20 protein-coding genes are annotated in these 19,971 nt (G+C 38.4%); 13 read left to right on the top strand and 7 right to left on the bottom strand.

Going from position 1 to position 19,971, the window contains the following annotated elements:
• Positions 1 to 97 precede the first annotated feature (97 nt).
• Entirely contained in the window at positions 98 to 1,204 is a 1,107-nt protein-coding gene (locus PLEUR7319_RS0102010) for a right-handed parallel beta-helix repeat-containing protein (RefSeq protein ID WP_019503536.1), read from the top strand.
• 46 nt (positions 1,205 to 1,250) lie between these two features.
• Here PLEUR7319_RS0102010 and PLEUR7319_RS0102005 read toward each other — a convergent pair whose 3' ends face one another.
• The 6 genes from PLEUR7319_RS0102005 to lon all read right to left on the bottom strand — a co-directional run bounded on the left by PLEUR7319_RS0102005 (position 1,251) and on the right by lon (position 7,721).
• Positions 1,251 to 1,715, bottom strand: a complete 465-nt coding sequence (locus PLEUR7319_RS0102005; RefSeq protein ID WP_036798343.1) for a hypothetical protein — start codon at positions 1,713 to 1,715, stop codon at positions 1,251 to 1,253.
• Positions 1,716 to 1,773: 58 nt separating this feature from the next.
• The gene (locus PLEUR7319_RS33865) at positions 1,774 to 2,292 is read right to left on the bottom strand and encodes a universal stress protein (protein WP_019503534.1); all 519 of its coding nucleotides are present in this window, start codon (positions 2,290 to 2,292) and stop codon (positions 1,774 to 1,776) included.
• Positions 2,293 to 2,471: 179 nt separating this feature from the next.
• Positions 2,472 to 2,996: a universal stress protein gene (locus tag PLEUR7319_RS33860; protein ID WP_019503533.1), complete on the bottom strand. Its 525-nt coding sequence runs from the start codon at positions 2,994 to 2,996 to the stop codon at positions 2,472 to 2,474.
• Between the two features lie 86 nt (positions 2,997 to 3,082).
• A complete protein-coding gene (locus PLEUR7319_RS0101990) occupies positions 3,083 to 4,636 on the bottom strand; it encodes an NAD(P)/FAD-dependent oxidoreductase (RefSeq protein WP_019503532.1) in 1,554 nt (517 codons plus the stop codon).
• Positions 4,637 to 4,690: 54 nt separating this feature from the next.
• Entirely contained in the window at positions 4,691 to 5,203 is a 513-nt protein-coding gene (locus tag PLEUR7319_RS0101985) for a pentapeptide repeat-containing protein (protein ID WP_083892432.1), read from the bottom strand.
• Positions 5,142 to 7,721 (bottom strand): endopeptidase La, encoded by a 2,580-nt coding sequence (lon, locus tag PLEUR7319_RS0101980; protein WP_019503530.1) that lies wholly within the window; start codon positions 7,719 to 7,721, stop codon positions 5,142 to 5,144. Before lon ends, PLEUR7319_RS0101985 begins: the two co-directional genes overlap by 62 nt.
• A gap of 181 nt (positions 7,722 to 7,902) precedes the next feature.
• On the opposite strand from lon, the gene PLEUR7319_RS0101975 reads away from it, so the two are divergent.
• From PLEUR7319_RS0101975 to PLEUR7319_RS0101915, 12 genes are all read left to right on the top strand, one after another.
• Entirely contained in the window at positions 7,903 to 9,393 is a 1,491-nt protein-coding gene (locus tag PLEUR7319_RS0101975) for a cell wall metabolism sensor histidine kinase WalK (protein WP_019503529.1), read from the top strand.
• A 509-nt stretch (positions 9,394 to 9,902) separates the two neighbouring features.
• Positions 9,903 to 11,597, top strand: a complete 1,695-nt coding sequence (locus PLEUR7319_RS0101965) for a SulP family inorganic anion transporter (RefSeq protein ID WP_019503527.1) — start codon at positions 9,903 to 9,905, stop codon at positions 11,595 to 11,597.
• 136 nt (positions 11,598 to 11,733) lie between these two features.
• A complete protein-coding gene (locus tag PLEUR7319_RS0101960) occupies positions 11,734 to 13,131 on the top strand; it encodes a cation:proton antiporter (protein WP_019503526.1) in 1,398 nt (465 codons plus the stop codon).
• Positions 13,132 to 13,167: 36 nt separating this feature from the next.
• A complete protein-coding gene (locus PLEUR7319_RS0101955; protein WP_019503525.1) occupies positions 13,168 to 13,386 on the top strand; it encodes a hypothetical protein in 219 nt (72 codons plus the stop codon).
• Positions 13,387 to 13,483: 97 nt separating this feature from the next.
• Positions 13,484 to 13,819 (top strand): cation:proton antiporter subunit C, encoded by a 336-nt coding sequence (locus PLEUR7319_RS0101950; RefSeq protein WP_019503524.1) that lies wholly within the window; start codon positions 13,484 to 13,486, stop codon positions 13,817 to 13,819.
• Entirely contained in the window at positions 13,816 to 15,339 is a 1,524-nt protein-coding gene (locus PLEUR7319_RS0101945; RefSeq protein WP_019503523.1) for a cation:proton antiporter, read from the top strand. The genes PLEUR7319_RS0101950 and PLEUR7319_RS0101945 overlap by 4 nt, the downstream gene beginning before the upstream one ends.
• 136 nt (positions 15,340 to 15,475) lie before the next feature.
• Entirely contained in the window at positions 15,476 to 16,996 is a 1,521-nt protein-coding gene (locus PLEUR7319_RS0101940) for a cation:proton antiporter (protein WP_019503521.1), read from the top strand.
• Entirely contained in the window at positions 16,969 to 17,379 is a 411-nt protein-coding gene (locus tag PLEUR7319_RS0101935; protein ID WP_019503520.1) for a Na+/H+ antiporter subunit E, read from the top strand. Before PLEUR7319_RS0101940 ends, PLEUR7319_RS0101935 begins: the two co-directional genes overlap by 28 nt.
• A gap of 3 nt (positions 17,380 to 17,382) precedes the next feature.
• Entirely contained in the window at positions 17,383 to 17,634 is a 252-nt protein-coding gene (locus PLEUR7319_RS0101930; protein ID WP_019503519.1) for a hypothetical protein, read from the top strand.
• Positions 17,631 to 17,900: a monovalent cation/H(+) antiporter subunit G gene (locus PLEUR7319_RS0101925; RefSeq protein ID WP_019503518.1), complete on the top strand. Its 270-nt coding sequence runs from the start codon at positions 17,631 to 17,633 to the stop codon at positions 17,898 to 17,900. Before PLEUR7319_RS0101930 ends, PLEUR7319_RS0101925 begins: the two co-directional genes overlap by 4 nt.
• Before the next feature lie 53 nt (positions 17,901 to 17,953).
• Positions 17,954 to 18,514: a DUF4040 domain-containing protein gene (locus tag PLEUR7319_RS0101920; protein ID WP_019503517.1), complete on the top strand. Its 561-nt coding sequence runs from the start codon at positions 17,954 to 17,956 to the stop codon at positions 18,512 to 18,514.
• Positions 18,514 to 19,176, top strand: a complete 663-nt coding sequence (locus tag PLEUR7319_RS0101915) for a Na(+)/H(+) antiporter subunit B (RefSeq protein WP_019503516.1) — start codon at positions 18,514 to 18,516, stop codon at positions 19,174 to 19,176. The genes PLEUR7319_RS0101920 and PLEUR7319_RS0101915 overlap by 1 nt, the downstream gene beginning before the upstream one ends.
• Positions 19,177 to 19,244: 68 nt before the next feature.
• On the opposite strand, the gene PLEUR7319_RS0101910 is transcribed toward PLEUR7319_RS0101915, so the two are convergent.
• The gene (locus PLEUR7319_RS0101910) at positions 19,245 to 19,943 is read right to left on the bottom strand and encodes a hypothetical protein (protein WP_026102250.1); all 699 of its coding nucleotides are present in this window, start codon (positions 19,941 to 19,943) and stop codon (positions 19,245 to 19,247) included.
• Positions 19,944 to 19,971 lie beyond the last annotated feature (28 nt).

Raw genomic sequence — 19,971 nt, 5'->3', positions numbered from 1 at the left:
CAAAATTTATATAAGATTTAATCAATTTTTGTTTTTAAAACTCTAGTTCAAGAAACAAATAAAAATATTTAGATCTAAAAAGATATCATTAGATAATGTGAAACTAAACAAAAAACTGAAGTGGCTAATTCTATTACTATTAGCAGTAATATCTTTCTGTTTGGCATATCAAAATAACCAAGTTAAATACACTGTTTATGATGGTTTAGATCGAGACAAAGCACTATATATTCAGGGAATGAAAAATGTTGTAATTAAAAACAGTACTTTCAAAAATATTAAAGGTAGTGATGGCATCGTTATTGAAAATTCTCATAACGTTCATCTTGAGAATGTGACAATTGAGGGAATTTACCAGGCTCATGCTGACTATAATCTAGATGGTATTGATATTGATAATAGTACGAATATTACAATTAAAAATTCTACTATTTCTGGAATTTATAGCCCTAACTTTACAGCAGGAATTAAAATAGAGGGAGCAAATACAGCTAACATTACCATTGATAACAATCATATTTATGATGTGTATGGAAATGGTATTGTCTCGGATGGTTGTTCTAGCTGTGCTACAACTGAAACTACTCATGATATGCCAGTTCCAGGCTTGAAAATAACCGATAATCTGATTCATGATACGGGAAAAACACCAACCCCAGTAGAAGCCGCCCCAATGCATGGAATGTATGTCAAAGCACAAGATGCTTATATTGCCAATAACACTGTATATAATGTTTTTGATGGTCAAGGCATCAGCATCAGAAGTACAGCAGTAGTTGTCAAAAATAAGGTTTGGGATACAAGAATGGCTGCTGTTGGATTTTCGCAAATGAAACCACCCGGTTCTTCAATGAAATCAGTTTTTGAAGATAACGAGTTGTATTTTACAGATAATAAACCTCCGGGACCTGAGTGGATACCGTTATTATTTATTAACTGGAATAAAAAATATCCTTTACGCTATGAAACTATAACTGTTCGCAACAATAAATTAGCTATGTGTACCGAACAATTAGATAGTCTTCCCATAGTCAAATTATATCCACTAGATAATTTAACTATTGTGAATAATGATTTAATTGACCAGCGAAAAAATCAAAGATTTTTTAGTTATATTGAAACTTCTTCTATTGAATATCAAGATATGAATTCTTTGAACAATTCTAGTTGCCCTAATCTTGGCTCAGTAGATTCAAATCTATAAATATGAGTTTAGTCTCAGCCTTTAAACACAGAAAATAACTCCGTCATTATTTCACTAATGCTATTGTCTTTCCTCGACGAGAACCTATTTGCATCCATTGATAGGCAACAATATTTAGTAAGATGCCAACCAAAAATAGTAACACCATTAAAACAATTTGATACCAAGCTATCGGATCGACTAACAAATCGGCGATCGCATGAGCGAAATTTAAAACTGTGTAAACTAGGGTTAAACCAAAATGGAATACTCGAAAGCGTTTAAACTCGCAGAAAGCGGTAGCCACAATAGCTAACATAGGTAAAACAAAAAATAGCAACATTCCCCACAAAATTGGTGCAATTTCCACCATAGTTGCTGCTTCTTGGTGATGGTGTCCCATAATTGCCACATCTATATCGTGAAATAAAGGCATCAAAGCTAATTGGGTATGAAATATTGTTCCGAAGAGAAACACCATCCACAGAGTAATAATCTGCTCCCGATAGTTTAGGGAATTTATGTTGGTCATTCTCAAATCTCCATCACTATAGTTATTTCACTTAACTTCTGTTGCTGAAGTTAGTCACTTAAACTTCGAGCGCATTCGCCAACTCATCAGTTTCCGCAGTTTTATTACCTTGAATAACTAAAACGGAGCAGGGTGCATGATGAATTACATAATTACTAACACTACCTAAAAGTATCTCCGATATATTTTTGTGACCTCGACGACCAATAACAATTAAATCTGCTCCCCATTCTTTAGCGCGATCGCCTATGCCCAAATTGCAATTAGCCACCCGACATTCATAATTACAGGGAATGTCATGTTGATTGGCTTTTATTGCCAGAGATTCTAGCCAACTTTGAGAATGCTCAATTTCTTTCTGTAAGTGTCGGCGACTCCAATCATGGTGTTTGCCTGAAACATCAACATCATATAAAGTCGCCACCCCAATCCAAGGAGATGCATCCTGCATCTGCCAGTCAATAAAATGTAATAGTAATAATTCACTAGTTTTGGCTTGTGCTAAGGATAAAGCAAAATCGAAAATCAGTGCTGCTTCTGGTGAGCGATCTAAAGCTACTAAAATCTTTTTATACATCTTAATTTCCTCTTTATGAAGTCAGGAGTCAGGATTTATGAAGTGATAATTGAAAAGACACTATAGCGTTTCTCGTATTAATGAGATACACCTTGGTGGAGTCAGGGAATAGGGGTTTTAAGGTTTTGGACTAAGTTTATATTTGTACCTCACTTATTTGAGAAACGCTATACAAGCAACTAACTATTAATTAAAACTGCACCATCCAATTCATCTACTTCTGTAGTTTTCGACCCCTGAACGACCAAAACTGAGCAGGGTGCATGATGAACCACATAATTACTAACACTACCCAAAAGGATCTCTGATATATTTTCATGACCTCGACGACCAATAACAATTAAATCTGCTTCCCATTCTTTGGCGCGATCGCCTATTCCTGAATTACAACTCCCTATCTGGCATTCATACTGGCAGGAAATGTCATGTTGATGGGCTTTTTCAGCGTACGATTTTAACCATGTTCCATTTTCTGCGACTTTTTGTTCTAGATATTTATGACTCCAGTTACCACAATCGTCTGGTAAATCCATGCCGTAAAAAAATTCTAGATCGGCTAAAGGGAATGATTTGACAACTTGCCAGTCAATAAAATGTAGTAGTAACATCTGACTTATTTTTGGTTTGGCAATAGACAAAGCATAATCAAAAACGGTCGACCCATCCGAAGAATCACTTAACGCTACTAAAATTTTGTCAAACATACCTTAGTCTCCTATCAGCCAGTATTGAAATTTACCTTGGAAATTATTCAGAAGTTAGGGTTGAGAATAATTAAGACGTTCAACTATTAACGGCTCATTACTAACTCAGGCTTCTGCTGCCGAATTGATTCCCCTGTTAACATTTCCACCACGTCCATACCGTTACTAATTACTCCCGGAACGCTAGGATAGCCAGCAGTTGCACCGACTAGAAATAGATTGGATAATTCGGTTTTATAACCCAAACGATTCAAGCCAATTTGTCGAGGAATTAGTTTCGCACCATACATATTTCCTTCCGGCTGTCCGAGATAATATTCGCTAGTGGTGGGCGTACCAAAGATTTTCATCCGAATATATTTATTGATATCAGGAATTAAATCGTGAACGCTAGCCATTATCCGCTGATATACAGCACGTTTTTGTATTTTGTAGGCTTTAGTATCCGATAGATGGAGTTTTCTAAAAGGCTCGTAAGGACATACTGTGGTAATTTCTAAAACATGATGACCTGTTGGTGCCATACCAGGCTCAGTAGATTTTAAGGTGGGACAGGATAAAAATATCCAAGGATGTTCTAAATTACCTTCCAACTGCTGTTGATAAGCTTGGTTGAGATCGCTATTGGGATAGTACCAGATATTCCAATTCCCAATACCGTAGGATTGAGGTTCAAACCGTGAATCTAAACCAAGATAAATGTTAAAAGCACTAGCCGAATATTCATAGTCCGTAAGACGACGATATTCTTGTCTGCTTAAAGCCGATGAATCATGCATTAATTTTACGGTCAGTTTAGGGTCAAGATCGCTAATATAGGCACGATCAGCTTGATAAGATTTTTCTCCTGCAGTAATACTTTGAACTCGATGATTCTCGACTTCAATATGCTGAACAGGAGTAGAGTATTTAACTACGCCTCCGCCTTCAGTAATCACAGAAACAATAGTGTCAACTAAGTGTTTAAAATGATGCTGAGGATAATAAGCTCCTTCAGAATAATCCCAAACCAAGGACGTATGGGTAATTAGAGCAATTTCTGAGGGAGGCAATCCATAATCTCCACTTTGTCCAGCCAATAATGCCTGTAGTTTGGGCGACAGTCCTGCATGGGCGTAGAGATCTTGTAACGTCCAGTTACGTCTGGTAAATAAGTGCCAGTATTTCGGCAAAGATAGCCAATCTGACCAATTGAGATCGAACCAGCGTACTTCGCTAGTAAACTGACGTATTTCTTGATGTAACTGTTTAATTTCGTCGCAATAGAGGTTGATTGCCTGGGTTTCTTCAGGAAAAGTAGCCAGCAGGCGATCGCGAAATTTCTCCCAGTCTAAAGGAATACGAAAATCAAGTTCTGGAGTAATAATCCTGTCAATACATTCTGGATCTAGAGAATTAAAGGGAACATCCCGATCAAGATAGTTCAAAAATTGATTTACCGCTCGTCCTGCACCACATTGATAGATATAGTGGACATCAGCACAAAAGCTATAGTCACCATAATCAAAAGTATGACAACATCCCCCTGGTAAATAATGCTGTTCTAGTACAGCGACTCGATATCCTTGGCGAGTCAAACAAGCAGCGGCAGAAAGTCCACCCAACCCAGCACCCAAAATTACATAATCATAACGACTCATTTTCTCTTCTCCTGCTAATACTAGATTAGTTAAAGATTTGGCAATTTCTTCTCCTTAATGGCAATGATCGTTTCTCACTGTGCCGTCCGGCATAATTGTCTGACAGAATTTGGCACCGCTTAAATCAGCATGGTTGAGATTGGCATCGGTTAGGTTCGCATGGCGTAAATTTGCCCATACCAAATGAGCATGGTTGAGATTGGCACCCCGCAAATTAGTTCCATTTAAATTGGCATGATTGAGAATTGCTCTGGTTAAGTCAGCATTTTCTAAATCGGCAGCGATCAAACTGGCTCGAAATAGCTGCGCTTGGTGTAAATTGGCATGATTAAGGATGGCATGATTCAAAAAAGCCCTTTGCAGGTGAGCTTTCTTCAAAATAGCTCGATAGAGATAAGCCTGGCTGAGATTAATATCTGCCAAGTGAGCTTTGTGTAGATCGGCCTTAAGTAAGTTTAATCGAGGAAAATTTCTTCTACCTGATTTATATTCTGCTATTAGTTGCTCAATTTCCATCATATCTAGCTTCCATAACTTGGGTTCCCCCATCATTGCCATTTTTGCCATTAGACTCAACCCCCTGTGGATTTACTAGGACCTTAGTTAACACTTGTTCTATGCGATCGCAAAAAACAAATTCTATTTGCTGACGTACATCTACTGGAACATCAACTAAATCTTTTTCGTTGTGTCGAGGTAGCAAAACTCGCTTAATCCCTGCGCGATGAGCAGCTAAAACTTTTTCCCGTACGCCACCAATGGGTAAGACTTCGCCACTAAGATTAATTTCTCCTGTCATAGCGGTATCGTTGCGAACCGGATTATCCATTAATAAAGAGGCGATCGCTGTTACCATAGTTATGCCAGCTGAAGGACCATCTTTGGGAATCGCGCCTGAAGGAACGTGAATGTGCAAGCCATTGGCTTTAAAGACATTTAGATCAATACCCAATGATCGCGATCGTGACCATACATAGGAACGGGCAATTTCAGCCGATTCCTGCATAACTTCTCCCAATTGACCGGTTAAGATTAAGTCTTTTCCTTGGGGTAAGAGTACGGCTTCGATAAATAAAATTTCCCCTCCCTGTAATGTCCAGGCTAGACCAGTAGCGACACCCAATTTACTTGCTGAACGTATTTTTGATTGAAGAAATTGTCTGGCACCTAGAAATTCTTCTAATTGTTCGGGATGAATTAGCTGGGAATGAGTTTTGCCTTGAGCATGGCAGACGGCAACTTTACGACACAGATTACCTAGTTGCTGTTCTAGTTTTCTTACTCCTGCTTCGTGAGTATAGTATTCGACAATCAATTTCAATGTCGATGAGGGAAGCTTCACCGCATCCTCTGGTAGTCCTGCTTTAGTAATTTGTCGAGGTAGAAGATATTGGTCCGCAATTTTCAGTTTTTCCTCTGGAGAATAACCAGACAATTCAATAATTTCTAGACGATCTAGTAGAGGTGCGGGAATATGAGACAGATCGTTAGCCGTGCCAATAAACAGCACTTGAGAAAGATCAAAATTTAAATCTAAGTAGAGATCTCGGAAACTATGATTTTGCTGAGGGTCGAGAATTTCTAATAATACCGAAGCCGGATCGCCACGATAATCCATCCCGACTTTATCTAATTCATCCAACATAATCACGGGATTTCTAACTTCGGCTCGATGAAGGGCTTGGACAATACGACCAGGCATCGCCCCAATATAGGTACGACGATGACCCCGTAGTTCAGCTTCATCCCTCAATCCACCTAAACTAATACGCTCGAATGGTCTGCCTAATGTCCGGGCGATCGACTGACCTAAACTAGTTTTACCCACACCTGGAGGTCCGGCAAAACAAATTACCGTACCTACGGTGTATGACTGGGGAGTTTTATTAGCTGATGGTGACACTAACTGCTGTTGAGTTAGTTTTTTCAGTTTAAAAGTAGCTAAATGTTCGATAATTCGTTCTTTGATTTTCTCCAAGCCATAATGATCTTCATCTAAAATAATTCGAGCATTATCTAAATCGAGATTATCTTCTACTTGCTGCCGCCAAGGCATTTCTAATAACCAGTCTAGATAGGTACGAATTACTCCTCCTTCAGCAGAAGCACTAGTAACTCTTTCTAAGCGGTCTAATTCCCGTTTAACTTGCTTTTCGACTATTTTTGGTAAATCTGCTGCTGCCAGACGCGATCGCAACTCGGCAATTTCTTGGGTATCTGAATCTGTATCCCCTAATTCTTCCTGAATTTTTTTGAGTTGCTGGCGTAAAAAGAATTCTTTCTGCTGCTGGTCGATCTCTTTTTTAGTTTCGCCTAAAATTTGTCCTTGTAGCTTTTGAACTTCAATTGCTTTTTGTAAATCTGTGAGGATTGGACGCAGCAATTTTTCGAGATTTTCCTCCTCTAACAATTCTTGGCTAGTAATAACGTCTTGTTCTAGCAATACAGAGGTTTGATAAGCTAACTGAGCTGGTTCGGTACTTTTGATTAAAACTCCTAAAAGTTCTTCAGGAAATCGTGGATTTATAGTTGCTGCTTCCGTCCAGAGAGACTTGATTGCTTGGGTTAAAGCCTCTAAAGTTTGTTCATCTGTACCTTTAGAGATCGCATCTTGTTGATTGACTGCTGGCAATCGTTTGTAGTTGACTTTATATGTAGGGCTAGTCTCAACTAATTCAACGATCTCAACTCGTTCTATACCTTCAATAATGAGTTGAATTGGACCTATAGGCAAACGACTCATCTTATGAATAACTGCTAGAGTTGCTACAGGATAAATTTCTTCAAGGCTTTCAACTTCTACGAATTTAGATTGAGTAGATTGAGGAGTCTCATCAATCTCTGATGTTTGGCGACTAGTTTCTAATTCTTCTATTCTTCGTCGAGCTTCAGGACGAATCGCAGTTACAACCAGTCGTTTAGTTTCCGTAAGCATAGCAGATTCCACCGCAGCAACAGAACGCGGTTTGCCGGCTACTACTGGTAAAGTAATTCCAGGTAACAGAACTACATTACGCAAAGGCAGCAAAATACTAGTTTCTAGTTTGTTTGGTCGGTTAAAAAATAGAGGAGCAGGATAGAGCATATAACCTCCTGCAACTGAAGATCAACACTTAATGACAATTTGTCAAATTTGCACAATCTGCTTTCTTAACTCCAAAATAGACAGAAAACTTGAGGATGTTGTGAGAAGTATTAAATTTTAGATTAATCTCTATCTGTATGATCGAATGCTAAGTTGAAAATTATTACTTCATTTTTTGCTTGTGCAACTACCACAAACTAAAGTCGGTAAATCTATCAAAACTACTTCTGGTTTTTCCCAAGGCTTTTTCTGGGAAGCTAGAACTAGAATCTTTTTCTGGTATATCTTGTTGACGTCCCTACTCGTAGGATTATCAATTCCCATTTTTACGAGATTAGTATTTATACAGGTAGACGAAAGGGTCAGAGAGGATCTCGGAGAAGAATTAGAATCGTTTCAAAAATTTGTGGACTCAGCAAATTCTTCAACAGAAATAACTCCCCAAGAAAAAGCTGCCGATATTTTTAATCAATTTTTACGCTACAAAGTACCTGCTGATAAGACTTTTCTCATAGGCACAATTAATGGTCAATTTTATCGTTCCAGTCCCATAGGACTACCTCAAGTTATTAATCGCGATTCTCAATTGCTTCACAGGTTGGCTCAGACTGAAAAACCTAATAGACAAGAAAATATAGTTAAAGATAAGCAATTTGGCGATTTGTTTTATAAATCTGAACCAATAGTTATTAATGGTCAAGTTGCTGGCGTTTTAATTGTGGTTCAAATAACTGATGGAGAACGGGAAGAAGTCCTGGCTGCGGTCAAGATTGTGATCCAAGTATTAGTTGTAGCTTTTATTTTAGGAGTAATTTTGGCTTGGGTAGCTGTAGGAAGAGTTTTAAAGCCCATACGTAATTTGATGAATACTGCTCGTTTAATTAGTGACAACGATCTCAGTCAGAGAATTCAAATACAAGGTCACGGCGAGATGGGAGAATTAGCCGCAACTTTTAATCGCATGATGGATCGTCTGGAGGCATCATTTATCACTCAACGAGAGTTTATTAATAATGCAGGTCATGAATTACGAACGCCGATTACAATTATTCGCGGTCACTTAGAATTACTTGAAGATGATCCTCAGGAAAGAGCAGAAACGATCGCCTTAGTTTTGGACGAACTCGATCGCATGACACGGTTTGTGGAAGATTTGATTCTGTTAACTAAAGTAGAAAAACAAGAGTTCCTGCAGCTAGAAACTATTGATGTTGAGAAGTTTACCGACGAACTCTATAGCAAAGCCCAAGCTCTTGCCGATCGCCATTGGCAATTGGAAACAAAAGGCAGCGGTACCCTGATCGCCGATCGCCAGAAAATTACCCAAGCAATAATGAATTTAGCAGTCAATGCCACTCAGCATACATCCGAAACCGACACCATTACCCTCGGTTCATCTTCATCTCAGGATCACGCTCACTTTTGGGTAAGTGATACGGGTACAGGGATTGCCCTGGCCGATCAAAAGCGGATTTTTCAGCGTTTTGCCCGTGCTGCCAATAGTCGTAGGAGTTCCAATGGCGCAGGATTGGGCTTATCTATTGTTCAGGCGATCGCTCAATCTCATAGAGGAAAGATTGAATTATATAGTCAGTTGGGAATGGGTTCTAGTTTTACCTTGACTGTGCCTTTAAAAACAGTATTAGCAGTTGACGAAAATACTGAATCATAACTAATTACTCCATTCCCACAAGATATTTTTATTGATTAGATAAAAAAAACTTTAAGCTCTGGGTATTGCTTTTTTCAATTATTGTTGTAGGATTTATATATAGACTTAAATCAATAATAAAAAAATTACAATAGATTTAAATCTATCAAATAATCAGCAAACTCAAGAAACTGTTTAATCTAATGACATACTGCATTCTGTTTCTCTTAGGACTAGCAATATTCAGGGTCTGTCTTAAAACGACAGAAGAAGTATATCGATTAGCTATAGCTGCTGCTGGTCTGATTATTTTGGCTTGGAGCTACTTTTCTAGCCCTTCCTTATTTCGATGGCTGATTGGAATCTTAATTTTGGGTGTTTACCAAATTTATATTTCTACAGTTGAGTCATCACTATGATTTTCGTGCCTATCATAGATTTTTGTATGTACCATAGATTTTGCTCTTTTGTCAATATTAAAAGCTTAAAACATAGTAAAATTCACTAAGATAACATTCCCAACTTTTTTCATGTCAATTACTAACAGGATTCACTTCAGGAACGTAAAAGGCGATATCTTCGGCGGGATCACTGCTGCAGTTATCGCCTTACCAATGGCTTTAACCTTCGGGGTTGCTTCTGGTGCAGGAGCTTCTGCGGGGTTATGGGGCGCGATTTTAGTCGGCTTTTTTGCCGCCCTGTTTGGAGGGACTCCTACTCTAATTTCCGAACCCACAGGTCCCATGACTGTTGTTATGACCGCAGTCATTGCCTCTCTTACAGCTGCTAATCCAGAAAATGGTTTAGCAATGGCATTTACCGTAGTTATGCTAGCAGGAGTTTTCCAAATAATTTTTGGAGTCCTGAAACTAGGTAAATATGTTACCTTGATGCCCTATACGGTTATTTCTGGCTTTATGTCAGGGATAGGGGTAATTCTAATTATCTTACAGACCGCGCCATTTTTGGGGCAAGCTAGTCCCAAAGGTGGCGTAATCGGTACAGTACAAAATTTGCCAACACTGATAGCAAATATTAATCCTCTTGAAACTATATTAGCTGCTTTAACTGTTGCGATTCTGCTGTTTTATCCTTCTAAATTAAAGAAATTTTTGCCTCCTCAGCTACTGGCATTAATTGTCGGAACTTTTATTGCCATATTTATATTTGGTGATGCCGATATCCGCCGTATTGGTGAGATAACTGTTGGTTTACCGAGTATACAGTTACCTACTTTTAGTGCTACCCAACTGCAAACAATGTTGGTTGACGCATTAGTTTTAGCTATGTTGGGTTGTATTGATGCTTTACTTACTTCACTAGTAGCTGATAGTTTAACTCGTACAGAACATAATTCCAACAAAGAATTAATCGGACAAGGTCTCGGTAATTTAGTTTCTGGTTTATTTGGTGGTATTGCTGGTGCTGGGGCAACTATGGGAACAGTGGTTAATATCCAGTCTGGGGGTCGAACTGCTGTATCTGGTCTAAGCCGTGCTTTAGTTCTATTAGTAGTAGTTTTGGGTTTAAGCCAGTATTTATCGGTAATTCCCAGTGCAGTTTTGGCTGGTATTGCGTTTAAGGTGGGTCTAGATATTGTTGATTGGGGTTTCCTCAAGCGCGCTCATAAAATTTCTCCCAAAGCAGCAGTCATTATGTATGGGGTAATTGCCCTGACAGTTTTTGTAGATTTGATTGTGGCTGTAGGCGTTGGAGTATTTGTTGCCAATATTCTGACTATCGAACGTCTTTCTAACCATCGTGCGGATAAAGTCAAAGCTGTTACTTATGATGATGAAGAGATTGAGCTGAATAGTGAAGAGAAAGGTTTATTAGAAAGAGCCAATGGTCGCGTACTCTTATTCTATCTCAGTGGCCCGATGATTTTTGGTGTAGCTAAAGCTATCTCTCGCGAACACAATTTAATCAATGATTATCAGGCGTTAGTTTTAGACTTATCTGAAGTGCCTATTCTAGGTGTTACATCCTCCTTGGCTCTAGAAAATGCCATTGAAGAGGCAGTAGAAAAAGGCCGCCAAGTATTTCTAGTAGGTGTTAGCGGACAAGCTGAAAAACGGTTAAGAAAGTTGGGGGTCATGGATATAGTCCCTAACCAAAATCTGCTCAGCGATCGTACTACCGCTCTTAGACAGGCAGTCAATTACGTTGACGAAAACGTTGGCGATTTCGAGCCCGGGACAATTCCTCCCCAGGCTATTGGCTAACTTGCCTGCCAGCTTCGATTAATTCGATTAATTAAGACAGTTCTTCTGATTAATCGAAGCCCCATTTTGATTTCAGTTTGATTCTAATTTGAATAATCCTTTTTTGAATAATCCTTTAACCGAGTAAATAATAACCATGATCCATTTAGCATCACTATTAAATAGTGGATTAGCTCCCGATCTTGTATTTTCCGACTTGTTGTTAGCAACTGAGCCCAGTTCCGAAACTGCGCCGATGGTATTAGCAGGAGTTTTATTAAGTCTCGTCTTTATCTATTTAGCAAGCAAACTAGGGGGAGAACTTTCTAAATTAGTCGATTTACCTCCTGTCTTGGGTGAATTAGTTGCCGGTGTAGTAGTCGGGGTTTCGGCATTACACTTATTGGTGTTTCCCGAAACAGGTGCAGTTGCTAGCGATTCAGTCGTTATGACTATTTTGCAACAGATTGCTGGTTTAAATCCTGAAAGCATTTCGGAAGTGTTTACTTCTCAAAGCGAGGTAATCTCGGTCTTAGCCGAACTGGGAGTAATTATCCTCTTATTTGAAATCGGTTTAGAATCGGATTTAAGAGAATTACAAAAAGTTGGTGTCCGAGCCGCGATCGTTGCCGTTGTCGGTGTAGTTGCTCCTTTTGTCGCTGGTACAGTAGGACTGGTATTAATCTTTAATATGCCAACTATTCCGGCGATATTTGCCGGGGCAGCATTAACTGCTACCAGTATTGGAATTACATCTAAGGTATTATCTGAGTTGGGACAGCTAAAATCTACAGAAGGTCAAATTATTGTTGGCGCAGCAGTTATTGACGACATTCTCGGAATTATTGTGTTAGCTGTAGTTGCTAGTTTAGCCAAAACTGGAGATGTGGATGTTCTCAACTTAGTTTACTTAATTATTAGTGCTACAGCTTTCTTATTGGGTTCGGTCTTTTTAGGTAAATTCTTTAATAAAAGCTTTGTGGCGATCGCCGAAAAATTGCAAACTAGAGGCAAACTAGTAATTCCTGCTTTGATCTTTGCTTTCTCAATGGCATTTTTAGCTAATGCGATTCATCTTGAAGCAATTTTAGGTGCTTTTGCTGCTGGTTTAGTCTTGGATGAAACTGACAAACGTAAAGAATTAGACCAACAGGTTATTCCTATTGCTGACATTTTAGTTCCTATCTTCTTTGTCTCTGTAGGTGCGAGAGTCGATCTCAGCGTTTTGAATCCAACTAGTGCTGATAATCGTCAAGGATTAGTGATCGCAGCTTTCTTAATTGTGGTAGCTATTATCGGCAAAATTATTACTGGTTGGGCAATTTTTGGTCAAGAGAAAATCAATCGTTTAGCCATTGGCATTGGTATGATTCCTCGGGGTGAAGTCGGTTTAGTCTTCGCTGGTATTGGTGCAGCTAGTGGTGTTTTGGATAAACCTCTACAAGCAGCAATTATTATCATGGTAATTCTAACTACTTTTATCGCTCCTCCTCTGTTACGTTTTGCTTTTAAAGCGGAAGAACAATTAGTAGAACAACCAGTAACCAGTGAGTAGAACAACCAGTAATCAGTAATCAGTAATTAGAATACAATGCATTATTTATCGTCAGATAAAAATACTTTAGTTTGGTTTTTTTTCACTGCTTATACATTAACTGCCCTGTTGATAATTCCCAATGTGAACAATTCCAATGTTAAAGCTTTATCTGTGGATACTCCCAATGAACCAGAATTGCAATTCGTGAGCCAACTTATGTTACGTATTGCTTTGATTTTACCCCTCCTAATTTTAATCAACAACAATATTTAATAGTCATCAATAATCGTTAAAGTGATTAATTTTTGGCAATTAATAGTTAGCGATTATTGATCTTGATAGCTAAACATTAACCACCAGACTAATTTCAATGTTAGAAGCTTTTGTTTTAATCACCATGTTGTGCGGGTTTTTAGGAATTATCTTGAAGAAAAATCTAGTGATGAAAATAATCTCGATGGACATCATGAGCACTGGGGTGATTGCTTATTACGTACTAGTGGCATCACGGGATGGTTTATTCACACCAATTATTGCCGACACCAAGGATGTAGCCTATGCCGATCCTGTTCCCCAAGCCGTTATCTTAACAGCGATTGTAATTGGCTTTTCCATTCAGGCTTTGATGCTGGTGTGTGTCATGAAGTTAGCAAGAGATAATCCCACTTTAGAAACTAGCGTGATCGAAGACAATAATACGCCATGACCAATACTCTAATTGCCCAGAGCACGCCGGTTTTATCAATTATCTGGATTGCTCTACCATTTTTTATTGGGTTCGTGATTTATCTACTGCCCAAATTTGCTCGTTGGCTAGCAGTAGTAATAGCATTACTTTCGGCTAGCTATGCCTTACAGATATTTTTAACGGGTTCGCCAGATGGACAGTTAATTCAGCTATTAGATAATTTCGGCGTTACTTTAATTGTCGATCAATTGAGTGGCTTCTTTATTTTAACTAACGCCCTGGTAACAATCGCAGTTATTCTTTACTGTTGGCAAACTAATAAAAAAGCTTTTTTTTATATGCAGATCGTTATTCTGCACGGTAGTGTCAATGCTGCTTTTATCTGTGCCGATTTTATTAGTTTGTACGTAGCATTAGAGGTTATCAGTATTGCTGCTTTTTTGCTGATTGCTTATCCGCGCACAGACAAATCGATTTGGGTAGGATTGCGCTATCTCTTTGTCAGCAATACAGCGATGTTATTTTATCTGGTGGGGGCAATACTAGTATATAAAGCCAATAATTCCTTTCAATTTGACGGTTTGATCAATTCTCCCCCAGAAGCGATCGCCCTAATTTTTTTAGGATTATTGGCTAAGGGAGGAACTTTTGTATCGGGTCTATGGTTGCCCTTAACCCATTCAGAATCAGAAACTCCGGTATCAGCAATGCTTTCAGGAGTGGTGGTTAAAGCTGGAGTATTTCCTCTAGTACGTTGTGCGTTGATGATGGAAGAAATTGAGCCGGTTGTGAAAATCTTTGGTGTTGGCACAGCACTCTTAGGAGTAGGCTATGCTATATTTGCAGCGGACACTAAGCGTACTCTGGCATTTAGCACCGTTTCTCAATTAGGTTTTGTCCTTGCCGCGCCAGTGGCAGCTGGTTTTTATGCCCTCACCCATGGCTTAGTCAAATCCGTACTGTTTTTAATTGCAGGTTTCCTACCAAGTCGCAATTTTCAAGAATTAAAAGAACAGGGAATTGATCCTAAAATTTGGCTCCCTTTAATTATTGCTAGTTTTTCGATTTCTGGTTTTCCTTTACTGTCTGGCTTTGGGTCAAAGGTATTAACCACCAAAAACCTTTTACCTTGGCAAGTTATGGCGATGAACGTTGCCGCCGTAGGTACAGCAATAACTTTTGCTAAATTCGTCTTTTTACCCCGCTCAAAACCTGTATTATCTCATGATGACAGGGTTAAAACTGGTGAGGAAACTAAGAAACTGGGAAGCGGAGGGAAGAAAATTCCTTCTGGGCTTTGGCGAGCAATAGTTATTCTACTCGGTGGATTAATTGTAGCCAATGGTATTTATTACGAAGCTTATACCGTTGCTAATATTACCAAATCGTTAGTAATTATCGCTATCGGCTGGTTGGCACATCTGTTAATTTTCCAAAAGCTAATGCTCAAATTACCTCGCGCAGTCGAAAAATTTGAGCATTTAATTGGGGTTATGAGCTTAATGTTAATTTTAGTCTTCTGGATGGTGCGTATATGATTGGATATTTTAATTTACTTTTAAAAATTAAGTATAAATTAAGAATGTTATTGCCCAAGGATAAAGATAACTTAAGGCGAAAAACTAGGCTAATTTTTCCCTTAAGATACAACGCGAACGTAGAAAACAATATGGTATGACCAATAATCTTACAATTACTTGGATCGCATCGTCATTTTTTATTGGGTTTGTTATTTATTTATTACCTAAACTCTCTCGAACTCTATCACTGGGATTAGCATTGCTTTCGGCTGGCTACTCTGTGCAGATATTTTTAATGGCTTCGCCTTTAGATGTACAGTTAATTCAGCTATTAGATAATTTCGGCGTTACTTTAATTGTCGATCAATTGAGTGGCTTCTTTATTTTAACTAATGCTCTAGTAACAATCGCAGTTATTCTTTACTGTTGGCAAACTAATAAAAAAGCTTTTTTTTATATGCAGATCGTTATTCTGCATGGTAGCGTTAATGCTACTTTTATCTGTGCCGATTTTATTAGTTTGTACGTAGCATTAGAAGTTATCAGTATTGCCTCATTTCTGCTGATTGCTTATCCTCGTTCAGACAGATCGATTTGGGTAGGATTGCGTTATCTCTTTGTCAGTAATACAGCAATGTTGTTTTATCTGGTGGGGGCAGTACTGGTATATCAAGCCAATAATTCCTTTCAATTTACAGGTTTACTCGATTCTCCTCCAGAGGCGATCGCCCTAATTTTTTTGGGGTTATTGGCTAAGGGAGGAATTTTTGTATCGGGCTTGTGGTTGCCCTTAACCCATTCAGAATCAGAAACTCCAGTATCGGCGATGCTTTCGGGGGTGGTGGTCAAAGCGGGTGTCTTCCCTTTGGTGCGCTGTGCGCTGATGTTAGAAGAAATCGATCCAATTGTAAGGTTTTTTGGTGTTAGTACAGCCCTTTTAGGTGTGGGCTATGCCGTCTTTGAAAAAGACACGAAGCGAATGTTAGCATTTCACACAATTTCTCAGTTGGGTTTTGTCCTAGCTGCGCCAATAGTAGCTGGATTTTATGCCCTCACTCACGGCTTAGTTAAGTCTGCTCTATTTTTGATTGCTGGTATTTTACCCAGCCGAAACTTTAAAGAATTACAGTATAAGCCTATTGATACTCCAATCTGGATTGCTTTAGTTATTGCTAGTTTTTCGATCTCTGGTTTTCCTCTACTATCCGGTTTTGGAGCCAAAGTCTTAACTACCAAAAATCTCTTACCCTGGCAAGCTATTGCTATGAATATTGCTGCATTGGGAACAGCAATTTCCTTTGCTAAATTTATTTTCTTACCTCACAAGAAATTGGTATTACGCCATGATAACCAGTTTAAGGCTGATAGTAATACAGCTGGAGAAATTGACGGTCAAAAAAAAATTCAGTCTGGTTTTTGGTGGGCAATGGTAATCCTACTTGGTGGATTAATTGGAGCCAATATTTTTTACTACGAAGCCTACACTTTGGAAAATATTGTCAAGCCACTGGTAACTATTGCTATTGGATGGCTAACATATCTCCTAATTTTTAAGAAATTGGTAATTAAATTACCCCGAGCAAGTGAAAAATTCGATCATCTCATAGGAATTATGAGCTTAATTTTAATTTTACTCTTCTGGATAATATGGGCACGATCACAATACTCAATATAATACTCCGACTAACAATTTGGTTTTTACTCACTGCCGATTTCGGTTTAGCCAATATTATCATTGGTGTAGCGATCGCCTTCTTGTTACCTCATGGTTCGATATCCCCAGGGAAGTTAAAAGATTGGCTACGGGTGTTGTGGGAAATTATGGTAGCGATTCCTCAAGCCTATTTTGAAGCGATTCAAATCATACTACGTCCCCACAATGAAGAAGAGATTGTCAGAGAAAAAGTTAAACCAAGACGTACGCCAGGACTAATATTTCTGGATATATTTTTGATTACCTTTACACCTAAAACTATTGTTACTAAATACGATGAACAAGGTTGGTACGAAGTACATTTGGTGAGACGTAAGAAAAAGAAAATTAAGCAAAAATTATAAAAAATGGACTCAATTTTAATAGCCATGATTTTGGCTTTACTGATACCAATTTACGAAGCTTGGCAAGACAATGATATCTGGCAAAAAATGCTTGCATTTGCCAGTATTGCGACTAAAACCTCAATTATGATGCTGTTTGTCTCAGTTTTAAGAGATGATTGGTCGATTGGAGTAGTTGCAGTCATTATTCTCAGTGTAGGTGAAGCGGGATTGATGTTACTAGCACATTTAATTAAGCAATTGAACGAAGCATGATTGATATCTTAAGTTACAGCCTAATAGTTATCGGCATTATTTTCTGGTTTTGGGGCACATTCCCTCTGATAGGAAACAGATCGGTTTTATTTAAACTCCATAGTCTTTCAGTAGCCGATACCCTGGGCTCAATGACTATAGTGGTGGGTTTACTACTTAAGATACCTCGTGAATGGCCATTGTTACTGTTAGCAATTATTACCTTAGCAATTTGGAATACAGTCTTAGGTTATGTCTTAGCATACTGTTCTAGTGATAAGGGATAAATCAGACTAACATTTTTTTTTAATATCTAACTTTAAATTGAAAATTTGTAGATATGATTGATAACTATGTTTACGTCATTGTCGCTCTACTACCTCTAGCTGCATTGATGTTGTTGTTTCAAGTTAATCCCTATCATGCGCTAGTTATTAGAGCAATTTTAGGAGCAGTAGCAGCATTAGTTTATGCAGTTTTAGGTGCTTCAGATGTAGCTTTAACCGAAGCTTTGGTAGGGACGATGTTAGTAGTGACTCTTTATGTGATAGCAGTTCGCTCTTCTCTGGTGATGCGTCTGGGAATACTTAAAGATTTGACTATAGAAAAAGAAAGTTATTTTGCAGAAATAATAACTAATCTCAGGAAAGTTGTTAATAAGTATCATTTAAGACTTGAATTAGTTGAATATCCTAATTCACAAGCCTTGGAAAAGGCATTAATGACCAAGGAAGTTCACGCTACCTGTAATAAACGACAACAGGTAAAACCAGATGACGAGCAAATTTACGATACTGCCATTAGAGTTCGTCGTCTTTTTGAGATTCTGCAAACTGAGCTAACTTTTCCAGAGACAACCTTGACCTATGTAACTGTATCTAACGTGGAGGATAAACATTAATGAAGTGGGTTTATATTGCAGCAGGGATAGCATTATTTTTCAAAATGCTAGCTATGCCTAATCCTGTAGCAGAATGGTCAGAAATTTCCATTGTGGAATCAGTAGTAAAAGATAGTGGTGTATCTAATGCAGTTTCTGGGATAATTTTTCGGAATCGGCTCTATGACACGATTTTTGAAGTGGTAGTATTTACGATCGCGATTTTGGGTGTAGGTTTTCTGCTGGCAAATGAAAAACCAACTGAAAAAGTATATCAATTTAGCGATCGCCCCTCGATTGTATTAGCCTGCCTGGGGGCAACCATTGCCGCGATCGTCAGTATTGAATTAGCAATTAGAGGTCATCTCAGTCCTGGTGGCGGCTTTGCGGCAGGGGTGGCTGGAGGAACAGCGATTGGTTTGATTGCCATTACTTCCTCATCTCAATGGATGGAAGCTGTATATCATAAGTGGCAAGCAGCTACTTGGGAAAAAATTTCAGTTCTAGTATTTATTCTTCTGGCCGCATTAACTTTAATGGGATGGGAATTACCTCCAGGAGAATTAGGTGCGCTGGTTAGTGGAGGGGTAATTCCTTTACTGAATATTCTAGTAGCGATAAAAGTCGCATTAGGTTCGTGGACAGTTATTTTGCTGTTTATTCGTTATCGAGGGCTATTATGACAACATAAGTTCCGAGTTGGAAGATATGATTTTTTGAACGAAATAATTTGAACGAAACAAAAAGTAATTCAGTAGAGTAACCATTCTAAATTAATTCCAAAGCGATTATCATTATCTTCCTCAGAATTCTGTAATTCGAAATCGCTAGCCAAACGTAAGTGAGAAGAAACTGCATAACCAACGGAAACAGAAGTTATGCCTACTTCTTCATTTGCTCCTGGAGAAATAAAACTTTGAGAGAATGAAATATCTCCTCCTCCAGTACGGGAAAAAGATAGCATCAAGCGTAGTCCTAAGTGTACTCCATCGGTAGAAAAATTATTGCTTTGTACGTATCGATATCCTATCAAAGGAGCAAAATTAACATAGTTCCCTAAAGGCAATAAGAAATAGTGTAAATCTGCCCCAGCAGCATTGCGATCGCCATTAATTCCTATTTGATAATCTGCACTAAAAGTTAAACCAGTACGTTTGATAAAAATATCTTCCACTCCGATATTAAAACCAGTTGCATCATCAGTAGAAGGAAACCAATTAAAACCTAAACGCAAACGAGTCAGAAAAGCAGGATCATAACGAATTTCTTCCCTTATATTAGGTACTTCTTGAAGCCACTTTTGTAATACAGGGCTGTCTTCAATCACTTTTTGAGGAATATCAATTTCGTTAAATAGAATATTATTCTGCTCAGTTTTATCTGGTGTTGCCTCTTGAGCAATAGCAGATGAGATTGAAAGTACAGAAAAGCATAACTTACCCAGTAACACGAGTACTAATAATCTGTAGTTGAATTTT

It is taken from the genome of Pleurocapsa sp. PCC 7319, assembly GCF_000332195.1.
Lineage (GTDB): Bacteria > Cyanobacteriota > Cyanobacteriia > Cyanobacteriales > Xenococcaceae > Waterburya.
This window is presented reverse-complemented; position numbering and strand designations above follow the sequence as displayed.

What these genes read in the sequence shown, in the direction of transcription:
- PLEUR7319_RS0101990 (WP_019503532.1), bottom strand. Translation starts at nt 4,636, where the DNA reads ATGAGTCGTTATGATTATGTAATTTTGGGTGCTGGGTTGGGTGGACTT.
- PLEUR7319_RS0101935 (WP_019503520.1), top strand. Translation starts at nt 16,969, where the DNA reads ATGGGCACGATCACAATACTCAATATAATACTCCGACTAACAATTTGG.
- PLEUR7319_RS0101985 (WP_083892432.1), bottom strand. Translation starts at nt 5,203, where the DNA reads ATGGCAAAAATGGCAATGATGGGGGAACCCAAGTTATGGAAGCTAGAT.
- PLEUR7319_RS0101925 (WP_019503518.1), top strand. Translation starts at nt 17,631, where the DNA reads ATGATTGATATCTTAAGTTACAGCCTAATAGTTATCGGCATTATTTTC.
- PLEUR7319_RS0101915 (WP_019503516.1), top strand. Translation starts at nt 18,514, where the DNA reads ATGAAGTGGGTTTATATTGCAGCAGGGATAGCATTATTTTTCAAAATG.
- PLEUR7319_RS0101920 (WP_019503517.1), top strand. Translation starts at nt 17,954, where the DNA reads ATGATTGATAACTATGTTTACGTCATTGTCGCTCTACTACCTCTAGCT.
- PLEUR7319_RS0101930 (WP_019503519.1), top strand. Translation starts at nt 17,383, where the DNA reads ATGGACTCAATTTTAATAGCCATGATTTTGGCTTTACTGATACCAATT.
- PLEUR7319_RS33860 (WP_019503533.1), bottom strand. Translation starts at nt 2,996, where the DNA reads ATGTTTGACAAAATTTTAGTAGCGTTAAGTGATTCTTCGGATGGGTCG.
- PLEUR7319_RS0101945 (WP_019503523.1), top strand. Translation starts at nt 13,816, where the DNA reads ATGACCAATACTCTAATTGCCCAGAGCACGCCGGTTTTATCAATTATC.
- PLEUR7319_RS0101955 (WP_019503525.1), top strand. Translation starts at nt 13,168, where the DNA reads ATGCATTATTTATCGTCAGATAAAAATACTTTAGTTTGGTTTTTTTTC.
- PLEUR7319_RS0101965 (WP_019503527.1), top strand. Translation starts at nt 9,903, where the DNA reads ATGTCAATTACTAACAGGATTCACTTCAGGAACGTAAAAGGCGATATC.
- lon (WP_019503530.1), bottom strand. Translation starts at nt 7,721, where the DNA reads ATGCTCTATCCTGCTCCTCTATTTTTTAACCGACCAAACAAACTAGAA.
- PLEUR7319_RS33865 (WP_019503534.1), bottom strand. Translation starts at nt 2,292, where the DNA reads ATGTATAAAAAGATTTTAGTAGCTTTAGATCGCTCACCAGAAGCAGCA.
- PLEUR7319_RS0101960 (WP_019503526.1), top strand. Translation starts at nt 11,734, where the DNA reads ATGATCCATTTAGCATCACTATTAAATAGTGGATTAGCTCCCGATCTT.
- PLEUR7319_RS0101940 (WP_019503521.1), top strand. Translation starts at nt 15,476, where the DNA reads ATGACCAATAATCTTACAATTACTTGGATCGCATCGTCATTTTTTATT.
- PLEUR7319_RS0102005 (WP_036798343.1), bottom strand. Translation starts at nt 1,715, where the DNA reads ATGACCAACATAAATTCCCTAAACTATCGGGAGCAGATTATTACTCTG.
- PLEUR7319_RS0101950 (WP_019503524.1), top strand. Translation starts at nt 13,484, where the DNA reads ATGTTAGAAGCTTTTGTTTTAATCACCATGTTGTGCGGGTTTTTAGGA.